This is a genomic window from Kistimonas asteriae (assembly GCF_018263925.1).
In the GTDB taxonomy this organism is placed as follows: domain Bacteria; phylum Pseudomonadota; class Gammaproteobacteria; order Pseudomonadales; family Endozoicomonadaceae; genus Kistimonas; species Kistimonas asteriae.
Genome location: NZ_JAEVHF010000022.1, coordinates 1 through 18,717 on the forward strand (window position 1 = coordinate 1; position 18,717 = coordinate 18,717).

General features: G+C 52.4%; 20 protein-coding genes. 2 read left to right on the forward strand and 18 right to left on the reverse strand.

Features of this window, described 5'->3' with window-relative positions:
- Nucleotides 1-346: 346 nt before the first annotated feature.
- The 12 genes from KHS78_RS19370 to KHS78_RS19425 all read right to left on the reverse strand — a co-directional run bounded on the left by KHS78_RS19370 (nucleotide 347) and on the right by KHS78_RS19425 (nucleotide 9,234).
- Nucleotides 347-1,123 carry a TatD family hydrolase gene (locus tag KHS78_RS19370; RefSeq protein WP_211830438.1) on the reverse strand — a complete coding sequence of 259 codons (777 nt, stop codon included), beginning with the start codon at nucleotides 1,121-1,123 and terminating at the stop codon, nucleotides 347-349.
- A 7-nt stretch (nucleotides 1,124-1,130) separates the two neighbouring features.
- Entirely contained in the window at nucleotides 1,131-1,475 is a 345-nt protein-coding gene (locus KHS78_RS19375; RefSeq protein WP_246506691.1) for a PilZ domain-containing protein, read from the reverse strand.
- Between the two features lie 67 nt (nucleotides 1,476-1,542).
- Entirely contained in the window at nucleotides 1,543-2,553 is a 1,011-nt protein-coding gene (locus tag KHS78_RS19380; protein WP_211830439.1) for a DNA polymerase III subunit delta', read from the reverse strand.
- Nucleotides 2,540-3,190, reverse strand: coding sequence for a dTMP kinase (gene tmk, locus KHS78_RS19385; protein WP_211830440.1), 651 nt, complete (start codon nucleotides 3,188-3,190; stop codon nucleotides 2,540-2,542). Before tmk ends, KHS78_RS19380 begins: the two co-directional genes overlap by 14 nt.
- Nucleotides 3,191-3,199: 9 nt before the next feature.
- On the reverse strand, nucleotides 3,200-4,261 hold the full coding sequence (gene mltG, locus KHS78_RS19390; protein ID WP_211830442.1) for an endolytic transglycosylase MltG: 1,062 nt from the start codon (nucleotides 4,259-4,261) through the stop codon (nucleotides 3,200-3,202).
- Nucleotides 4,254-5,075, reverse strand: coding sequence for an aminodeoxychorismate lyase (pabC, locus tag KHS78_RS19395; RefSeq protein ID WP_211830444.1), 822 nt, complete (start codon nucleotides 5,073-5,075; stop codon nucleotides 4,254-4,256). Before pabC ends, mltG begins: the two co-directional genes overlap by 8 nt.
- Before the next feature lie 167 nt (nucleotides 5,076-5,242).
- On the reverse strand, nucleotides 5,243-5,476 hold the full coding sequence (gene acpP / locus KHS78_RS19400) for an acyl carrier protein (protein WP_211830445.1): 234 nt from the start codon (nucleotides 5,474-5,476) through the stop codon (nucleotides 5,243-5,245).
- Between the two features lie 152 nt (nucleotides 5,477-5,628).
- A complete protein-coding gene (fabG, locus tag KHS78_RS19405) occupies nucleotides 5,629-6,372 on the reverse strand; it encodes a 3-oxoacyl-ACP reductase FabG (protein ID WP_211830447.1) in 744 nt (247 codons plus the stop codon).
- Nucleotides 6,373-6,403: 31 nt separating this feature from the next.
- Complete coding sequence (fabD, locus tag KHS78_RS19410; protein WP_211830449.1) at nucleotides 6,404-7,336, reverse strand: ACP S-malonyltransferase; 933 nt, start codon at nucleotides 7,334-7,336, stop codon at nucleotides 6,404-6,406.
- 137 nt (nucleotides 7,337-7,473) lie between these two features.
- A complete protein-coding gene (plsX, locus tag KHS78_RS19415; RefSeq protein WP_211830451.1) occupies nucleotides 7,474-8,487 on the reverse strand; it encodes a phosphate acyltransferase PlsX in 1,014 nt (337 codons plus the stop codon).
- A 6-nt stretch (nucleotides 8,488-8,493) separates the two neighbouring features.
- The gene (gene rpmF, locus KHS78_RS19420; RefSeq protein ID WP_211830453.1) at nucleotides 8,494-8,676 is read right to left on the reverse strand and encodes a 50S ribosomal protein L32; all 183 of its coding nucleotides are present in this window, start codon (nucleotides 8,674-8,676) and stop codon (nucleotides 8,494-8,496) included.
- 21 nt (nucleotides 8,677-8,697) lie between these two features.
- Nucleotides 8,698-9,234: a YceD family protein gene (locus tag KHS78_RS19425; protein ID WP_211830454.1), complete on the reverse strand. Its 537-nt coding sequence runs from the start codon at nucleotides 9,232-9,234 to the stop codon at nucleotides 8,698-8,700.
- Nucleotides 9,235-9,377: 143 nt separating this feature from the next.
- On the opposite strand from KHS78_RS19425, the gene KHS78_RS19430 reads away from it, so the two are divergent.
- The gene (locus KHS78_RS19430) at nucleotides 9,378-9,968 is read left to right on the forward strand and encodes a Maf family protein (RefSeq protein ID WP_211830456.1); all 591 of its coding nucleotides are present in this window, start codon (nucleotides 9,378-9,380) and stop codon (nucleotides 9,966-9,968) included.
- A gap of 55 nt (nucleotides 9,969-10,023) precedes the next feature.
- Here the strand turns inward: KHS78_RS19430 and KHS78_RS19435 are convergent, their stop codons facing one another.
- From KHS78_RS19435 to rluC, 3 genes are all read right to left on the reverse strand, one after another.
- Nucleotides 10,024-10,998: a S49 family peptidase gene (locus KHS78_RS19435; protein ID WP_211830457.1), complete on the reverse strand. Its 975-nt coding sequence runs from the start codon at nucleotides 10,996-10,998 to the stop codon at nucleotides 10,024-10,026.
- 80 nt (nucleotides 10,999-11,078) lie between these two features.
- On the reverse strand, nucleotides 11,079-11,732 hold the full coding sequence (locus KHS78_RS19440; RefSeq protein WP_211830458.1) for an HAD family hydrolase: 654 nt from the start codon (nucleotides 11,730-11,732) through the stop codon (nucleotides 11,079-11,081).
- Nucleotides 11,733-11,803: 71 nt separating this feature from the next.
- A complete protein-coding gene (gene rluC / locus KHS78_RS19445; RefSeq protein ID WP_211830459.1) occupies nucleotides 11,804-12,766 on the reverse strand; it encodes a 23S rRNA pseudouridine(955/2504/2580) synthase RluC in 963 nt (320 codons plus the stop codon).
- A gap of 549 nt (nucleotides 12,767-13,315) precedes the next feature.
- Between rluC and rne the strand changes: the two genes are divergently transcribed.
- Entirely contained in the window at nucleotides 13,316-16,378 is a 3,063-nt protein-coding gene (rne, locus tag KHS78_RS19450; RefSeq protein WP_211830460.1) for a ribonuclease E, read from the forward strand.
- A gap of 53 nt (nucleotides 16,379-16,431) precedes the next feature.
- On the opposite strand, the gene murB is transcribed toward rne, so the two are convergent.
- From murB to kdsB, 3 genes are read right to left on the reverse strand one after another with little or no spacing between them, the layout of a single operon-like run.
- Entirely contained in the window at nucleotides 16,432-17,460 is a 1,029-nt protein-coding gene (gene murB / locus KHS78_RS19455; RefSeq protein WP_211830461.1) for a UDP-N-acetylmuramate dehydrogenase, read from the reverse strand.
- Entirely contained in the window at nucleotides 17,457-17,936 is a 480-nt protein-coding gene (locus KHS78_RS19460; RefSeq protein WP_211830463.1) for a low molecular weight protein-tyrosine-phosphatase, read from the reverse strand. The genes murB and KHS78_RS19460 overlap by 4 nt, the downstream gene beginning before the upstream one ends.
- Nucleotides 17,933-18,715 (reverse strand): 3-deoxy-manno-octulosonate cytidylyltransferase, encoded by a 783-nt coding sequence (gene kdsB, locus KHS78_RS19465; protein ID WP_211830465.1) that lies wholly within the window; start codon nucleotides 18,713-18,715, stop codon nucleotides 17,933-17,935. The genes KHS78_RS19460 and kdsB overlap by 4 nt, the downstream gene beginning before the upstream one ends.
- Nucleotides 18,716-18,717: the final 2 nt, after the last annotated feature.

Sequence of the window (18,717 nt, forward strand, 5' to 3'; positions counted from 1 at the left end):
ATAATTTGTTAAAGAACAGCTCGTTGAAGATGTCCAGGCTGCGTTCCGGAGAACCTTGCCCGCTTCAGCGAGGCCGCCATTCTACAGTGGCGGACTTCAGTGTCAAGCGCTTGTTTCGTCCGGTGAAACCGGAGAGCGAAGCTCGTTGACAGGCGGCGCATTCTACAGCGTTTCGGCCTTGTGTCAATCGCTCGTTTTATCCTGTGGACAATCCTGCGTTTGACGACCGGGTCGCTAAGAAGCTGACCGCAACAGGAGGTGAATTATAGGGAGATGATTCAACCACAATAAGTATGAACACGCAGAACGGTATTTAAAGCGGTACCTTAAAATGAAATAAAGCAACTTATTGGGCTGCTTTATTAAAGAGGGTGAAGAAGTTATTTGTCGTATGCTCCGCCAGTGCTTCAACAGAGACGCCTTTTAATTCAGCAATAAACTTACCCACTTCTGGTACATATTTTGGCTCATTGGATTTACCGCGAAAAGGGACTGGCGCCAGATAAGGGGAGTCCGTTTCAATCAAAATCCGATCCAGAGGGACTTTACGGGCAACCTCTCGTAGCTCATCGGCATTCTTGAACGTCACAATGCCTGAAAATGAAATATAGAAATTCATGTCCATGGCTTTTTTAGCCATATCCCAACTTTCCGTAAAGCAGTGCATTACCCCGGCAGATTCCGGAGAACCATGTACTGCAATCAAATTCAACGTATCTTCGCGGGCATCGCGGGTATGAACAATAATCGGCAACCGCTGCTCAGCCGCAGCAGTCAACTGCATGGCAAACCATTCCTGCTGCTGTTGCTTGTGATCTTTACTGTAGTAATAGTCCAGCCCTGTCTCCCCAATGGCCACAACCTTGGGGTGGTCAGACAACTGTTTTAATGTCTCAACGGACGGCACCTGACCATCCAAATCCAGTGGATGAACTCCTACAGAAGCCCAGACATTATCAAAACGGGTCATATCAAGCACAGATTGAAAGTGCTCAAGATCAATACAGACCGACAATATCCCACTGACCCCGTTAGCAAAGGCAGCCTCAACCGCTTTGCTGACATCACCTTCATAAGGGTCAAGTTTAAGACGATCAAGATGACAGTGTGAATCTATAAACATACCTGAACTACATCGTGGTGGTGGGGCGATCGGACGTTACTGAACCGGCCAGATACGCTTCTATCTTGGTTCGCGCCACCTCATTAGCTTCTGTGAATTGGACACCAATACCCGGGTTACGGTTCCCCTGGGAGCCCGGCGGTGTAATCCAGACCACCTTACCCGGCACAGGAATCTTCTCCGCCTCATCCATCAGCGAAAGGCGGAGGAAAACCTCGGCACCCATCGGATATTTTTTGTTGGTCGGAATAAACAGACCACCATTGACCAGGAACGGCATGTAAGACTCGTATAAAACCGCTTTATCCTTGATCGAAACCGACAGAATACTGCCTTTCGCCATACCTACCATAATTGCCCTCTCCCATGCCCCACATATCAAACGGTCAAATAGCGGAACACATGCATGATTATTCTTGTCATCCCTGTTTCATTGTAAGCTGCAACCAGCGAAATAGCACCGCTTCCATGAGCAGCTGGCGATTCAGGTTGACCTGCCCACTTAAACGGCTTTTCTGCTGCAATAACCAAACATGAAACGCCAACAACCGCTTGGCTCCAGCCTTTTTTGCAATATAAGACAGCATTTTAGCCATGGATTGAGAGCGGATACAGGCATCATCCGATGTCGATACATAACCGGCCATCTCCGCAGACCAACCTGCCAACCACTCCAGCACGATGACGGGCTCAAAATCCTGCCAGGCCAACGCAACCTCGACCGGCGCTACCTCTCCACGAGTTACGGCACCAAGATCTTTCTGCATTCTCGCGAGCTGTTTTTCCAGGCCATTCTCAAGGTAAGCACGCGCCCCAAGAGGACAGCCACCCGACAGCGTCAACAGATTTCGTGCCTGTTCAGCATCGTCACACAACGGCATCAGCCAATCCAGGGAAGCCTTCTCATCAGGCTTATCAAAGGCCAGTAACTGGCAGCGACTTCGGATTGTAGGAAGAATCGCGGATATCTGGTGACTGACCAGCATCAACAGCGTGTTATCCCCCGGCTCCTCAAGGCATTTCAGCAACGCATTAGCCGCATTGGTATTCATGCTTTCGGCAGGACTCAGCACCACCACCCGATAACCACCCTGTTGGGCCGTCTTGGCCGAAAATTCAATCAATGCGCGAATCTGATCAACCCGTATCCCCTTTCCAGGAGATTCCGGCTCAATCAACAGAAAATCAGGATGCGTTCCCGCCATGTTCAACTGACAGCTGCGGCAACGACCACAGGACTGACCATCCACCTTGTCCTGACAGAGAACGTATCGCCCAAATGCCTGGGCAAAATCAAGTTTGCCGATACCAGCAGCTCCCCGCATCAGGTAAGCGTGCGCAAGCCTTCCTTCAGCGAAGCGTTCTGTCATTTGCAGCCAATGAACATCCAGCCAGGCATAAGGCTCAAATAACGATTTACTCTCCGGCATAGGCTGACAACCTGTTCTGAAGAATCACACCGATATCTGCCTGTACGTCATCCAACCCTTGTGATGCATCGACGATGGCATACTGATGCTCAAACACTGCCGCTCTTTCCAGGTAGGCCGTACGCACACGCTCAAAAAATGACAGGGCCTCCTGCTCAAAACGATCCAGTTCTCCCCGCTGACTCACTCTCGCCATACCAGCAGCCACCGGTAGATCCAGCAAAATGGTCAGATCAGGCCGCAAACTTTCCTGCACCAAACTTTCCAGAGTGGCGATATGACGTTTATCCAGACCGCGTCCAGCTCCCTGATAGGCATAGGTTGCATCGGTAAACCGGTCACACAACACCACCTTGCCTGCCTGAAGTGCAGGAACAATCACCTGATCCAAGTGCTGGGCCCTTGCCGCGAACACCAACAGTAGTTCAGCCTTTTCCGCAATCGCCTCATCCGACTTGGCCAACAACAGCTCTCGGATGCGTTCCGCTAACGGCGTACCGCCCGGTTCACGGGTATGAACAAATTCAATGTTGTGCTTCGTCAGCCATTCCTTGATATACGCGATATTCGTCGTCTTACCGGCGCCTTCACCACCTTCAACGGTCATGAAAAGACCGGGGTATTGTCTCTCAGACATGTTTTCACCTTACTCCGTGGTGACCAGGGGCGAACTGCGATACCCCTTGCGTCGTATTAACTGGTACTTCCTGACCGCTGCATTATGCTCAGCCAGTGTTTTCGAAAACTTATGGGAGCCATCACCACGCGCCACAAAATAGAGTGCATCACCTGCTTGTGGATGCAACGCGGCACGAATCGATTCACGCCCCGCCAACGCGATGGGGGTAGGCGGCAACCCCTTGATTCTGTAGGTGTTATAAGGCGTATAGGCCCTCAAATGCTTTCGGGTCAGGTTCCCCTGGAATGCATCACCCAGGCCATAGATCACCGACGGATCCGTCTGCAAACGCATGCCCTTCTGTAAGCGACGGACAAAGACACCGGCAATCTGCCCTCGCTCTTCGGGAACACCGGTTTCACGCTCGATCAATGACGCCATGATCAACGCCTCATAGGGCGATTCGTAAGGCAGACCCGATGCTTTTCTGGCCCACTCTTTGGCCAGTACCTCCTGCATACGCAGGTAAGCGCGGCGCAATATGGAGGTATCGGTATCACCCGCCTCAAAATAATAGGTGTCAGGAAAGAACATGCCTTCAGCCGAGGCATCAGAAAACCCCAGTTTTTTGAGTATTTCCTGACCACTCAAACCAGCCAACTCAAACACGAGTTTTTTATTCTCTGACAGCATGCCCATATTTTCTGCCAGTGTTCGTCCTTCGATCAGCGTCGCACTGTGAAGTATGACCCTACCGGACGTCAGCAGTTCCAGCAAACCAGAAACCGTGGTTTCAGGCTTCACCAGATACTCACCCGCTCTCAGGCCCGTATCTTCACCGATCACCCGGGCATAGAGCCTGAAAACATCCGGCAGGCGCAAAATGCCCCGCTCTTCGAGCCGGCGACTGACTCTGCTGAACGATTCCCCGGCATTCACCACAAAGACCGTGCCATCATCCAGTGTATTCACCGGCTCTTCCAGATAGGCCTGCAACCAACGCCAGGAAAAAAGCAGCAACAAAGAGGCTGCCAACAGCATCAGCAGCACATAAAACAGGGGCTTTCGAGGCACTTTATTTTCAGACATTCAAAATCCCAGAAACGGCAGACTGCACATGCCGCGTAACAGGCCCAGGCGCCCACTGCAGATCGGCATAAGCAACAACAGGCCACACACCATTCACACTGTTACAGACAAACACTTCGGATGCCTTTTGCAACGCATCCAGCGAGATATCAGAAACCTGTGTTTTGATTCCGTATTGAGGCATATTATCCAGAATCCACTGCCTCATAACACCTGCCACGCCGGACATTTTCAAATCCGGCGTCCACAACCCCTCCGATGTTACCAGAAACAGGTTCGTCATCGTTCCTTCAATCAGGTTGCCATTCAGATCCTTTAAGAGACCTTCTGCATAACGCGGGTCATCCCACTCTGATCGCGCCACAACCTGCTCCAGGCGATTCAGATGCTTGAGACCGGCAGTCGATGGCTGCAGACCAAGCACCGTAGCGCAGGGATAGAGCGCGACCCCCTTTTGCCAATACGCAGCAGGGTATTCAGGGAGGACATGCCATGAAAGAATCAACCGGCTGCGACAACCTTTCGGGTTGTAGCCACGCCCACCACTCCCCCGGGTGACAATCATTTTGAGAATGCCCGTCGCTCGGTCAGCGAGAAAACGGGAAACGGTTTGTTGCCAAAACACAATATCAGCGTCTATCCCAAGCTGACGACAGGAGGTCTGCAAGCGATCCCAGTGATAGCCGTCCAGCATCATCTGGCCAGACACCACCTTCACCGTCTCAAAAACACCATCACCGTAAGCGAGCCCACGATCATCCGTCGGCAACACCGTACAAGGCTCACCATCAACCCACACATTTGCCTTGATCATTAACGATCCCCACACCAGTCATGACGGATTGATACCACAAATTGGCTGGAGTGTGGACCTGGCGCCTTTAAAACGCGCAGAAATACATCCCGGAAGGAAAAAGCCAGATACAGAAAAGCCGCACTCACAGAACTGCCAGTGCGGCTTTTTCAGAAATTCTTGCAGAATTACTGGTGGGAAACGACGTAGTCGATAGCTTCCTGCACGGTAGTAATCTTTTCTGCTTCCTCGTCAGGAATCTCAGTCTCGAACTCTTCCTCGAGCGCCATGACGAGTTCTACAGTGTCCAAAGAATCCGCGCCCAGATCTTCGACGAAGGACGCATCATTGGTCACTTCCTCTTCTTTCACGCCAAGTTGTTCGCAAACAATCTTTTTGACGCGCTCTTCAATGGTACTCATGCCTTGTTGTGCTCCTGTTAACATTCCATGCAGCCTCAGCTGCGAAAAGTAAGTGTATATAAACGATTGCGAGAATTTCAAGGCCGCTCAAAGAGTATTTATCGCAATCAGACCGACCACTGACCGCAGTGGCCGATATCATTTCGTGGGCATTAGCCCATATACATGCCACCGTTGACATGAATCGTTTCGCCTGTGATATAACCACCGGCGTCACCCGCAAGAAAAGCAACCACACCGGCGATTTCTTCCGGCTGCCCCAGACGCGCAAGCGGCACCTGGGTCAACAGCATGTCACGCTGCTCTTCAGGCAACGATCGTGTCATATCTGTATCAATAAATCCGGGCGCTACCGCATTTACTGTAACCTGACGGCTTCCCAGCTCGCGAGCCAGTGAACGGGAAAAACCCTCCAGCCCGGCCTTGGCCGCTGCGTAATTGGATTGACCTGCATTTCCCATGGAGCCGACGACCGAACTAATATTGATGATCCGGCCTTCACGGGCTTTGGTCATGCCACGCACACAGGCTTTACTGAGGCGATAAATGGAACCGAGATTGGTATTAATCACCGAATCCCATTCATCATCCTTCATTCGCATGAGGATGTTATCACGGGTAATGCCGGCATTATTAACCAAAATTACCGGGGCACCAAATTCCTCGGTGACGGATTTGACGACAGAAGTCACTGAATCACTGTTTGCCACATCAAGGCACAGACCACGTCCACGGATACCTGCCTCTGCAAGCGCCGCCGAAATCGCCTCTGCACCAGCATCAGTAGTGGCCGTACCAACAACAATGGCACCCTCAGCCCCCAGTCGCATGGCGATAGCACGACCAATTCCACGACTCGCGCCTGTCACCAGCGCCACCTTATCCGTTAAAGCCATATAAACCTCTTGGTCCCGAATTTATCCATGATCAGGAAGACAGTTCAGCATAAGCGGCAGCTGATTCAAGGGATGTGTATACCTGCGAGCGCTCAATCCGCTTACCCAGGCCTGCCAGCACATTACCCGGACCACACTCAAACAACCGTGAAACGCCAGAGTCTGCCATCAAACGAATGGTCTCAACCCAGCGCACTGGACTATAGAGCTGGCGAACCAGGTTCTCACGAATCTGCTCAACATCATCGACAACCTGCGCAGAGACATTTTGCACAACGGGAATACAGGGCGCATTGAACATCACAGCAGCCAGATCTTCCGACAACCGTTTTGCGGCAGGCTTCATCAGAGCACAATGGGAGGGCACGCTGACAGGTAAAGGCATAACCTTGCGGGCACCAGCGGCGGAAAACGCATCAACCGATTGCTCAACGGCGACTTTACTGCCGGCAACAACCACCTGACCGGGTGCATTGAAATTCACAGCTTCAAGGACTTCACCGGACTGCTCAGCCACCTCACTACAGACACGTACGACATCCTCATCCGCCAAACCCAGAACCGCAGCCATACCACCGGTACCAGCAGGCACGGCGTCCTGCATGTAACGGCCCCGGTTACGAACCAGCTTCAAACCATCAGCAAAGGAGATCACGCCAGCACAAACCAGCACGGAGTACTCACCCAAACTGTGCCCTGCCATCATGGCCGGCACACCTTCACGCTCCGCCCAGAGCCGCCACAATGCAACACTGGAAGCCAGCAAGGCAGGCTGTGTGTTTTCAGTCTGATTTAATGCTTCGGCCGGACCTTCAGCAATCATTTGCCCCAGGTCAAAATTAAGCACTTCAGACGCCTCAGAAAAGGTAGCGCGAATAATATCACTGCCGGCAGTCACTTCTGCCAACATCCCTACCTTTTGCGATCCCTGGCCGGGAAAAACCACTGCGAACTTGTCACTCATTATTGCTTACGCCACTCTGCCTCATGGACACCTGTCGAATTGGGCCATTATAAGGAATGATTTCCATCCAATCGTTAAAATATGTTGCGCAACCATTACCGGCTGGTAACAACAGACATAAAGTATGACTGAAGCGATCAGAAATAGGATTCAAGCTTGTCGTTGATGCGGTAGATGGCGTTGCGCTCAACCTCCATGACCGCCCTCTCCAGGGCATAGCCAAACTCACGCCGATCCGCGTCACCATGACTTTTCACGACGACACCCTGAAGCCCCAGAAAACTGGCGCCATTGAAACGACTGGGATCAATCTGCTGTACCATATGGCGAATAAACGGTAACGCCAGGTAGCGATAGAGCTTGCGCCAGCCGGTCAGACCGGTACCTTGCCGCATGACATGACTGATATAAGCAGATGCACCTTCTCCAGCCTTCAGGGCGACATTACCTGGAAAACCGTCACAGACAACCAGATCGACAGCACCACGAAAAATATCATGCCCTTCAACAAACCCCTGATAATTCAATCCAGGGTTTCCAAGAATCAACTCCTGCGCCAACCTGACCCGTTCATCACCCTTGATATCTTCCTGTCCGACATTCAACAGTCCAATTGTCGGCGCAGCAATACCCAACACCTCCGACAACATCAGCGAACCCAACACCGCAAACTGATACAGATGCTCTGAGTTGCAATCTACATTAGCACCTAAGTCCAGCATGAAGGTGTCGCGACCAATAGAGGGGATCTGGCCGATAATTGCCGGGCGATCAATCCCAGGATGCGTTTTGAGAAGGAAACGCCCCATCGCCATTAGCGCGCCGGTATTCCCGGCACTCACACAGGCCTGGGCAACACCCATTGACACCTGTTCCAGCGCACGCCACATGGAGGAATTCTGTTTTCTACGCAACGCCAGTGAGGGACGGTCATCCATGGTGACCACCTGGTCAGCATGAACCACGGTGATACGTGAGCGCAACTCAGCCGCGCTGCCCGTGAGAGAGTCTCGAATAAAGTGGCGGTCGCCAACAAGGATGAAGTGAAGACCAGGATGGAGGGACAAACAATCCAGCGCTGCAGCAATACGAAAGCGGGGACTTCTGTCCCCGCTCATCACATCCAGCGCAATCGTCTTTTGCTGGCTCAAGACGACTTATTCGTCGTTCTTGCCGGCAACGACCTTCTTGCCACGGTAGAAACCGTCTGCAGTCACGTGGTGACGACGATGGGTTTCGCCGCTGGCTGCATCAACGGACAGGGCGGAAGTGCCCAGTGCGTCGTGAGAACGACGCATGTCGCGCCGTGAACGGGTTTTGCGGTTCTGCTGAACTGCCATGAGTTAACTCTCCTGAATGGATTAATCGCCAGTCTTCAACTGTGCCAGCACACTGAACGGGTTAGGCTTTTCCTGCACTTCTTCAGCAACATCTTCGCCAAAATCGGGATCCGTACTGAAGACCTGCCCGGCATGACACTGTGTATTCTCGTGATAAGCCACCAGCGGAACACTTAGCAACAGCTCGTCTTCGACCAGCTGGCTCAGATCCGTGGTGTCATCCTCAAGAATCAACGGGTCAACATCCTTCGGCAAGGCTTTCGCCTGTTCTTCGGACCAGACAACCGCCAGATTAAGTCCAGTCCGAATTTTAACATTTACAACATCAAGGCACCGCTGACAGAGCATCGGCAACTCAGCCTCCAGCTCACCGGTAATCCTGGGACGACGACGGTCATCCAAGGAAAACGCCAGTGACAAAGCCACCTCTGCGTCCTCGCCAGCCAGCATATCCGCCAGCCGGTCAAGTTCACTGACCGCGATACGACCGGCAAGTTCCGTCTCAGTCTGAGCAAACTTGCGCGGTGTGATGTGTTTGGGTAACTGACCATTTAACATAAGCGCGCAATAATAGGGCCATGCTCAATGCCTGTCAAAGGGCTTCAAACGCTTTTGCGGAATATCATTAACCGCAGCCGCTCGCGCTCGATATAACTGAACGATACACTGACCATCTTCCGCAACCAACTTCCTACCGAATTATGCCGGCAACAGCACAACAACTTATTCTGGCCTCAGGCTCAATCTACCGACGCAGACTCCTTGAACGCCTGCAGATCCCTTTCTCATGGTGCGCCCCTGACATTTCTGAACTCAGGCAGTCAGATGAACCCCCTCACCTGATGGCCGAGCGCTTAAGCCTGAGCAAGGCAACCACCTGCAGCAACCAATACTCTGATGCATTGATTATCGGATCCGACCAGGTCGCCGTATTAAACGACCAGATACTGGGCAAACCCAAAACAGCCGAAAAAGCCTTTGAACAACTGAGCTTGTGCAGCGAGAAAACCGTACAATTCCTAACTGGACTGTGCCTTCTGGATTCTGCTACAGGCAAACATCAATCAACTGTCATCCCCTTCCACGTCACCTTCAGACAACTGAGCAGCGACGAAATCACACGCTATATAGAGAAGGATCAACCGCTGGATTGCGCAGGCAGCTTCAAGTGGGAATCACTGGGCATATCGCTATTTGAATCACTATCAGGTGACGATCCAACGGCACTGGAAGGACTGCCACTGATCACCCTGTCAAAAATGCTCAGAATCTATGGACTGCAACTTCCATAACACAGATCAAAGGCCAGCCACACTGGCTGGCCACATAGCTTAATTTTTAATAACGTTAGCGAACACTCAGACCATCCAGCCCCAACACATTGACCATCGTATGCATGACCCCCATGCCCAGTTGACGGGCAAACCGCTCAAATGGTGATAATTGCGGTGTAAAATCGACAATCATTTCTTCACCAATCAACTCCCGAGCCACGTAGCTTGAGCTGCCCAGACCATCAACAAGCCCCAAATCCTCCGCCTGCTCGCCTGACCAGATCAAACCAGAATACAGCAGCGGGTCATCACTCAGACGATCACCACGACCAAGCTTGACACTATCAATGAACTGCTGATGGATTGAGGCTACAGTTGTCTTAATATGCTCTGCTGCCACCGGATCTTCCGGCTGGAAAGGATCAGAAAAGCCTTTGAAGTCACCCGACTTATAAAACCGGCGGGTTACTCCCACTTTATCCATGACGCCATCCAGACCAAAACTAGCCATATAGGCACCAATCGAGCCTACAAGACTGGCCTTATCCGCATAAATTTCATCCGCTGCTGACGCGATGTAGTACGCACCCGATGCACCAATATCGACAATAACGGCATACACTTTGAGATCATCGCGATCGCCCTTCAAACGGCGAATCTCATCATAGATATAGCCTGATTGCACGGGACTCCCGCCAGGGCTATTAATACGCAGGATGACTCCCTTCACATTCGGATCATCAAATGCCTCCCGCAGACCACCGACAATATTATCTGCACCGGCCTGCTCACCCGAGGCAATCACGCCATCCACCTCAATCAGTGCCGTATAACCCTCTCCCTTACCCGCCGGAGCCGGCACGATGGAACGTGATGACATAAACAGACTACCCGCCACGGCAAACAACCACAACAGCGTCATCAACTTGAAGAAGACCCCCCAGCGACGGGCTCGCCGTTGCTCGACCAGCGCGCCTGACAAGAGCTTTTCAATCAAACGCCGATCCTCACCGGTCGACGCGCCGCCCCCCCACTCTTTATCCGACATATAGCTCCTCAAGTACCATCAACGATCAATCACACAATGCCGGAGCGAAAACAGCATTCCGCACCCGCACCCTTTCATCATTACAGCAGAGAATCTGAAATATCACTGACCCGCTCGGCGATACGTACCGGCGCATAGGATGCCAAACGCGATCGGTCATGCACACCCCAGGTGACAGCCAATCGATCAATTCCGGCACTTGCCGCCATTTCCATATCGTAGATGCTGTCACCGATCATCAGCACATCTTCTGGCTGACAACGCACTTCCGTCACCAGCTGGTGCAACATCATAGGATCCGGCTTAGAGCGTGTTTCGTCAGCACAGCGTGTTGCATGAAACAAACCGTCCATATCACGGACATCCAGCTCCCGGGCCAACCCTTTACGGGATTTACCCGTCGCCACCGCCAGCGAGTACCCTTTTCGCTGAAGCAAACTTAAAATATCCGGAATACCGGAAAAAAACGGGGAAGGCTCATGACTTCTACCCAAAAACTCATCGCGATAGGCATCACGAAACACATGGATGTCAGATTCGGGCAAATCAGGATATAACTGCCTGATTGCCTCAAACATACCCAAACCGATGATATTGCTGTATTCACTGTCCGACAGGAGCGGCAGGCGTACGTTTTGCGAAGCGTACCGAAGGCACTCAACAATACGCTCCGCTGAATCCACCAACGTGCCATCCCAGTCAAAGACAACCAACTTATAGGGCAGAACTTCCATCACACTCATCCCTGCATCACGGGTTTTTAGTCTTTTTTGATTCAAGCAAGATCATCAAGACTGCAGGGCAACTAGCCCCGCAGTTGTTGTAACCCTTCACACAATTCCTCAGGCAGAGGCGCCTCAAACACCATTTCGCGCTGATCAGGCAGCTGAACCTTTAATCGGGCAGCATGCAGAAACAGTCGACGAACACCCTGCTGCCTCATACTTTTATTGGTTTCATCATCACCATACTTTTCATCCCCGACGATCGGGCAACCAACATGCCTCGAGTGCACCCGGATCTGATGGGTTCGCCCTGTCTCAAGGCGCGCCTCAACCAATGTGCAACTGCCCAGCCGCTCAAGAACCTGAAAATGGGTTACGGAGGCTTTACCCTCAGGATGAACCACAACAATCCGCTCACCGGAACGCAGGGTATTCTTAAGCAATGGCGCCTTGACCGTCTGTCGCCTGGTCGGCCAACGACCTGATACCAGTAACTGGTATATTTTTTCAGTTTTGCCTGACTGCATCTGAACATGCAAATGCTTGAGCATGCTGCGCTTCTTCGCAATCAGGAGGCAGCCAGAAGTATCCCGATCCAGACGATGCACCAATTCAAGAAAACGACTTTCCGGACGCATAGCCCGCAACGCCTCAATCACCCCAAGCGACACACCACTACCGCCATGGACGGCCATACCGCTCGGCTTGTTGACCACCAGCAAAGCATCATCCTCATAAAGAATACTCTGCTCAATGGCGCCACTCATTCCGGCACTGGGCGATGGCGCCGGCGGCTTTTCGGCCATACGGACCGGCGGAATACGGACATTATCACCCGCTACCAAACGGTAATCGGCCGTAACACGCCCTTTATTGACCCGCACTTCACCCTTACGAATAATCCGGTATATACGCGTCTTCGGCACCCCTTTAAGGTGCAGCTTCAGGAAATTATCGAGTCGCTGCCCGGCCCGCTCGCTATCCACCTCAACGAAACGTACCCGGACATCAACTACTGGAGATATAGGCTGTTCATTACTCATGCGGCCATCTTACCAGCTTTCAGGTCATTTGCTGCACTCGGGAATTGCTGATATATTTCAGGTACCGGCCGTAGATCAGTACGTGATTGCGACGGAAAGTTATAAGCAATTGATTTAATACCCATTAATTGTCACAAGGACCACGGAGAATTTTCCCGTAGACGGTGTCCAAGTATGAGTGACAAGGGTAAAAAAGAGTCAGCAAGAACGGCATCATAACGTGCCGTGACTCTGACAAAAGTTAACTAGCGCTATCCTTTTCAGTCAGGCGCTCCTATTAAGATTTCAGAAGTCGGCACGCAGGCACTCATGCTTCGCTGACTGCAGCCGGGTTATCCACCCACCTGCAGAACGCACAAGATAAGACCTGTATGCCCATGTTGAGGCCAGAAAGGCCTGGCAAGCCGTTTCAGTATGGTGACCGTTACAACCATGGGCATCGCTGAAAAAACGCTTGCAGCGATATACAGCAACACAAGCAACAACAAGAATGAATAATAGGAGATACCGCGCTTGAAGAGGATGGCCGCCACATACTATCGGTAATTCATGAAAAGAATGCTTATCAATGCGACCCAGCAGGAAGAGCTGCGGGTTGCACTGGTCGATGGCCAGAGACTCTATGACCTGGACATCGAATCCGACGCCAGGGAACAGAAAAAAGCCAACATCTACAAGGGCAAAATCACCCGCATTGAGCCAAGCCTCGAAGCTGCGTTTGTCGACTTCGGTGCTGAACGCCACGGATTTCTCCCCTTAAAGGAAATCTCCCGCGAATATTTCAACAAAACCCAGTCCGGCCGCCCGAACATCAAGGATGTCATCAGGGAAGGTCAGGAAGTCGTCATTCAGGTTGATAAAGAGGAGCGTGGTAACAAAGGCGCTGCTCTGACCACCTTTATCAGCCTTGCCGGACGCTACCTGGTTCTGATGCCCAACAATCCTCGTGCAGGCGGGATTTCTCGTCGTATTGAAGGTGATGAACGCACTCAGCTCCGCGAAGCGCTCAGCCAGCTGGATATCCCTCAGGAAATGGGTGTTATCGTTCGTACTGCCGGCCTGGGCCGCGGCAGCGAAGAGCTTCAGTGGGATCTGGACTACCTTCTACAGCTCTGGAACTCCATCCAGGAAGCGGCATCCACCAATTCCGCCCCCTTCCTGATCTACCAGGAAAGCAACGTTATCATCCGGGCTATCCGCGACTACCTGCGCCAGGACATCGGCGAAGTACTGGTTGATAACCCCAAGGTTCACGCAGAAGCCCTGGACTTTATCCGCCAGGTTATGCCGCAGTACCAGAGCCGCATCAAACTCTATAAAGATACGGTACCGCTGTTCAACCGCTTCCAGATCGAAACCCAGATCGAGACGGCCTTCCAGCGTGAAGTCAATCTTCCCTCTGGCGGCTCCATCGTCATTGATCCCACCGAAGCACTGGTATCCATTGACATCAACTCCGCTCGGGCCACCCGCGGTGGTGACATTGAAGAGACTGCACTCAACACCAACCTTGAAGCCGCCGACGAGATCGCACGCCAGCTTCGGTTGCGGGATATCGGCGGACTGATTGTCATCGACTTCATTGACATGAACTCGAACAAGAGCCAGCGCGAAGTCGAAAACCGGATGAAAGACGCCCTCCAGATGGACCGCGCCCGCGTCCAGATTGGCCGTATTTCCCGTTTCGGCCTTCTGGAAATGTCCCGTCAGCGTCTGCGCCCCTCTCTGGGTGAAACCAGCGGCATCGTCTGCCCCCGCTGCCATGGCCAGGGCACCATTCGCGATATCAGCTCTCTCGCACTGTCCATCCTGAGACTGATGGAGGAAGAAGCACTCAAAGAGCGAACCTCTGAAATTCGTGCGCAAGTTCCCGTCAGCGTTGGCACGTTCCTGCTGAACGAAAAACGTGGCGTGATCAGTAAAATTGAGAAACGCAACGACGTACGTGTTCTGGTCATCCCAAACCCGAACCTGGAAACGCCACACTTTGAAGTCCAACGTCTCCGGGACGATCACGCTGCTGTTCAGGCAAAAGAGAACAGCTTCGAAATTACCACTGAGATTGATGAAGCGGCTGAAGAGCTTGTTCAGGAAAAACCTGCCATCAAAACCAGTGAGGCGGCTGTAAAAAATATCAGACCGGCACAACCTGCACCGGCGAAACCTGCCACCCAAGAGCAGATTGGATTGATCGGCTCTGTGTCCCGCTTCCTGTCTGGCCTGTTCAAGGGCGAAGAGCAGCCACAAAACAAGGCTGCGCCAGACTCCTCCAGAAGCCAGGAAAAGCCACAGCCTCGCAATAATGGCGCCAAACAACAAGACCAACGCCGCCAGAGCGACCGCAGTGATCGTCGCGATCAACGCAGTAGTCAGCAACCAGAGCAGGGGCGCCCTAACCAGCGTCAGCGCCGTGATTCACGCAATGCGGATCAAAAACGCGAGCGCGATACCGTCAAAGGCCCTAATCAGCGCCCCAAACAGGCGCCTAAGCAGGAACGTCCGGCTCAGGAAGAGAACAAACAAAGCAATCGCCCAACTCGCGAAGAACGCCAGCCTGAGCAGACTACGGGGTCAGATGAACGCCGCCGCCGTCCACGCAACCTGGCCAATCGTCGCAGAAGTAATCGCCCTTCTCAGCGCGATCGCCAGCAACAGGTCGAACAGGTCGAAAACAACACACAGGTTGCCCCTCCAACCGAGCCAGCATCAGCTGAAAAGCGTGTTTCGGAACAATCTCGTCCGAACGAACAGCAGCAGCAGCAGCAGCAGGGCAAGGCCCGCAAGGAACAGGATCGCAGCACAACTGCTCGCCCTGTAAACGAACAGGCAACGATCACTGAGACGCCTGCCGCACCCTCTGAGAGCAGAGCACCTCAGGCAATGGCAGTGGCAGTGGAAACCAGGGAAGCTTCTGGCACCACACAAAAAGCGCCTGTAACTCAAGCACCAGAAAAGCCTGAAACAGCGCCCCAACTCTCAGCGAAAACACCTGAGCAGCTACCGAAAGAAGCTGTACCAGAAGCCCCCAAAATGACGGGATTGGCTGAAGCCATCTCTGCGACTGCAAGGTCAGAGGGTCACCCCAAACCCACCGGGATTGAAGCAGCAACTGCTGCCACAAAGGGTGACTCCGGCCAGGCACAAAAGCCGACGCAGGCAACTGAGACTGTCGATATTCCCAAGCCTCGCTCTGAAAGACCTGCCAGAAAAGAGCGGAGAGAAAAGGAAGAAAGAACGGCACAACCAGTGCACGCCGCGCCCAAGGCATCCGATTCAGCACCCAAGCCTGAACCCAAGACCACTGGCGCTACAGCGGATGATACCGCCACACGCTCACGTCCTCAGACTGCCCAGCCTGTTAAGGCAGAGACTGCTGACAACCAAAACACCAGAGCTTCCGCCCCGATCTCTGAGCCCACTGCTGAGGTAAAAAGCACTCAAAAGCCTGAGAGCTCCACTACAACAGAGGCACCCAGGAAAAGACGCACCCGGGCACATAATGACCCACGGGAAATCAAGCGCAGACAGGCCGAACAACAGGTTAAGCCCCAAGAAGCAGTAAGCTCATCCACTGCGCAACCACAAGAGGAAACCTCTGAAGTCCAGCGTTAAAGGGCCACAATAAAAAAGGGAGTCTTTCGACTCCCTTTTTTATTAATGCCTACTCAATAGATCCTTGGCTCTATTTCAAGGGTCACAGAAAATCGCTCTTTAACTGCTACCCGAATTTCCTCAGCCAACAGCAAGACATCTTTCCCACAGGCATTACCGTGATTGACAAGCACCAGCGCCTGCTTATCATAAACACCCGCACCATCCTTCTTTAAGCATCCCTTAAAGCCACAGTGTTCAATCAGCCAACCCGCCGCAAGCTTCCAACCTTCTGACACCTTATAGGCGGGAATATCAGAAAATTTATCTTTTAGCGCAACCTTATGCTCCTCTGAGACCACTGGATTTTTGAAGAAACTTCCCGCATTTCCTATGACCTGTGGATCAGGTAATTTTTCCCTGCGGATAGCACAGACTGCACGACAGATATCCATACCTGTAGGTCGCTCTCCTTCACCTGCAAAGCCTTCAGCTTTCTCCTTTAGCGCGCCATAATCCAGTTCAGGCATCAACGTTGTGCTCAGCCTCAACGTCACCGAAGTTATTATCACTCGATCCATCAAGCCGTTTTTAAACACTGAATCCCGGTACCCAAAAGCACACTCTTCTGCAGACAATGTCGTGCTCTCACCCGTCTGCCGATCAACCGCTTCAAGACTGACAAAGCGATCTTTGATCTCTACACCATAAGCCCCGATGTTCTGCACAGGTGCAGCACCGACACAACCGGGTATTAGCGCCAGATTTTCCAAACCATAAAATTTTTGCTCCAGACTCCAGCAGACCAGCGAATGCCAGTGCTCACCAGCCCCCACTTTCAGTAGAACCGAGCCATTATGGCTTTCTTGAATCTCCCGTCCTTTCAGACGTATTAACAACACCAAGGCATCAAGAGATTCACCCAGAACAACATTGCTTCCTTCACCCAGTGGAATGACTGGCAGATGACGCTCTTTAGCAAATACCAGTGCTTCTTGAAGCGCTGCCAGAGACTCAACCCGCCCGAAATAACGAGCGACTGATTCGAGCCCCATGGTATTCATTGTTTTAAGACTGGCATACTCCTCAATTTTCAGATTCATGCCGCCCCTTCCAACGTTGGCTTCAATGAAGAAAGCAAGGCCAGTGATGCATCCTCTATAAGATCAAGCACCGCTTCAAAACCACCCTTTCCACCATAATAAGGGTCAGGCACTTCATCCTGCACACTTCCCTCATAGTCCAGAAACAGTCTCACCTTATCTTGAAAAGACACCGGACAGCAGCTCAACAAAGCCTGAAGATTGGCCTTATCCATAGCCAGAATAAGATCAAAACACTCAAAGTCTGCCGCTTCAACATGTCGAGATCTTATATGAGATAACCGGTAACCCCGGCGGGATGCCGCCTCAATTGCCCGACGGTCAGGTGGCTCACCCACATGACAGGCACTGGTTCCTGCAGAATCCACATCAATCTGCTCACTCAAGCCCGCTTGCGCCACCAAGTGCTCAAAGACACCCTGCGCCGTCGGTGACCGGCAAATATTGCCAAGACAAACAAATAAAATCCGCATCATGCAGAAACGCTCAAATCCCTTTCAACAATGAATCGTCTGACACGCTCCAGATCAGCACTGGTGTCAATCCCGGCCGGCGGCAACTCGGCCGCTTCAGCAACATGTATCGCACGGCCATGCCAAAGCACCCGCAACTGCTCGAGCTTTTCAAGGGCTTCCAGTGGTGAAACACCCCAGTCCACAAACGCATTCAGGAGATCAACACGATAGGCATAAATACCAATATGTCGCTGATACAAGGGACTGTCAGCAATCTCATCCGTCACACCATCCGCAAAACGGTCACGATCCCAGGGAATCACCGCACGACTGAAATAACGCGCCATACCACGGGTATCAGCCACCACTTTCACGACGGCTGGATTAAACAGATCATCCGCCGAGTTTATGCGATGGCTCAGCGTCGCCACCGAGGCTTCTGGGTTGTTGGCGAGATTATCCGCCACCTGATCAATGACCGCCGGTGGAATCAGAGGTTCATCCCCCTGGACATTCACCACGATGTCTTCAGGCCCAAACCCCTGCCGGGCAACCACCTCCTGCAAGCGATCGGTACCGGTCGGATGATCAGACCGGGTCATGACCACTTCCGCACCAAAACGGACGGCGGCACCACGGATACGCTCATCATCCGTGGCGATAATGACGTTATCCGCACGACTCTTGCAGGCCTGTTCATAGACATGCTGAATCATCGGCTTACCGGCAATATCCGCCAGCGGCTTGCCCGGCAGGCGACTTGAACCATAACGGGCCGGAATAATCACTGAATAGGACATCG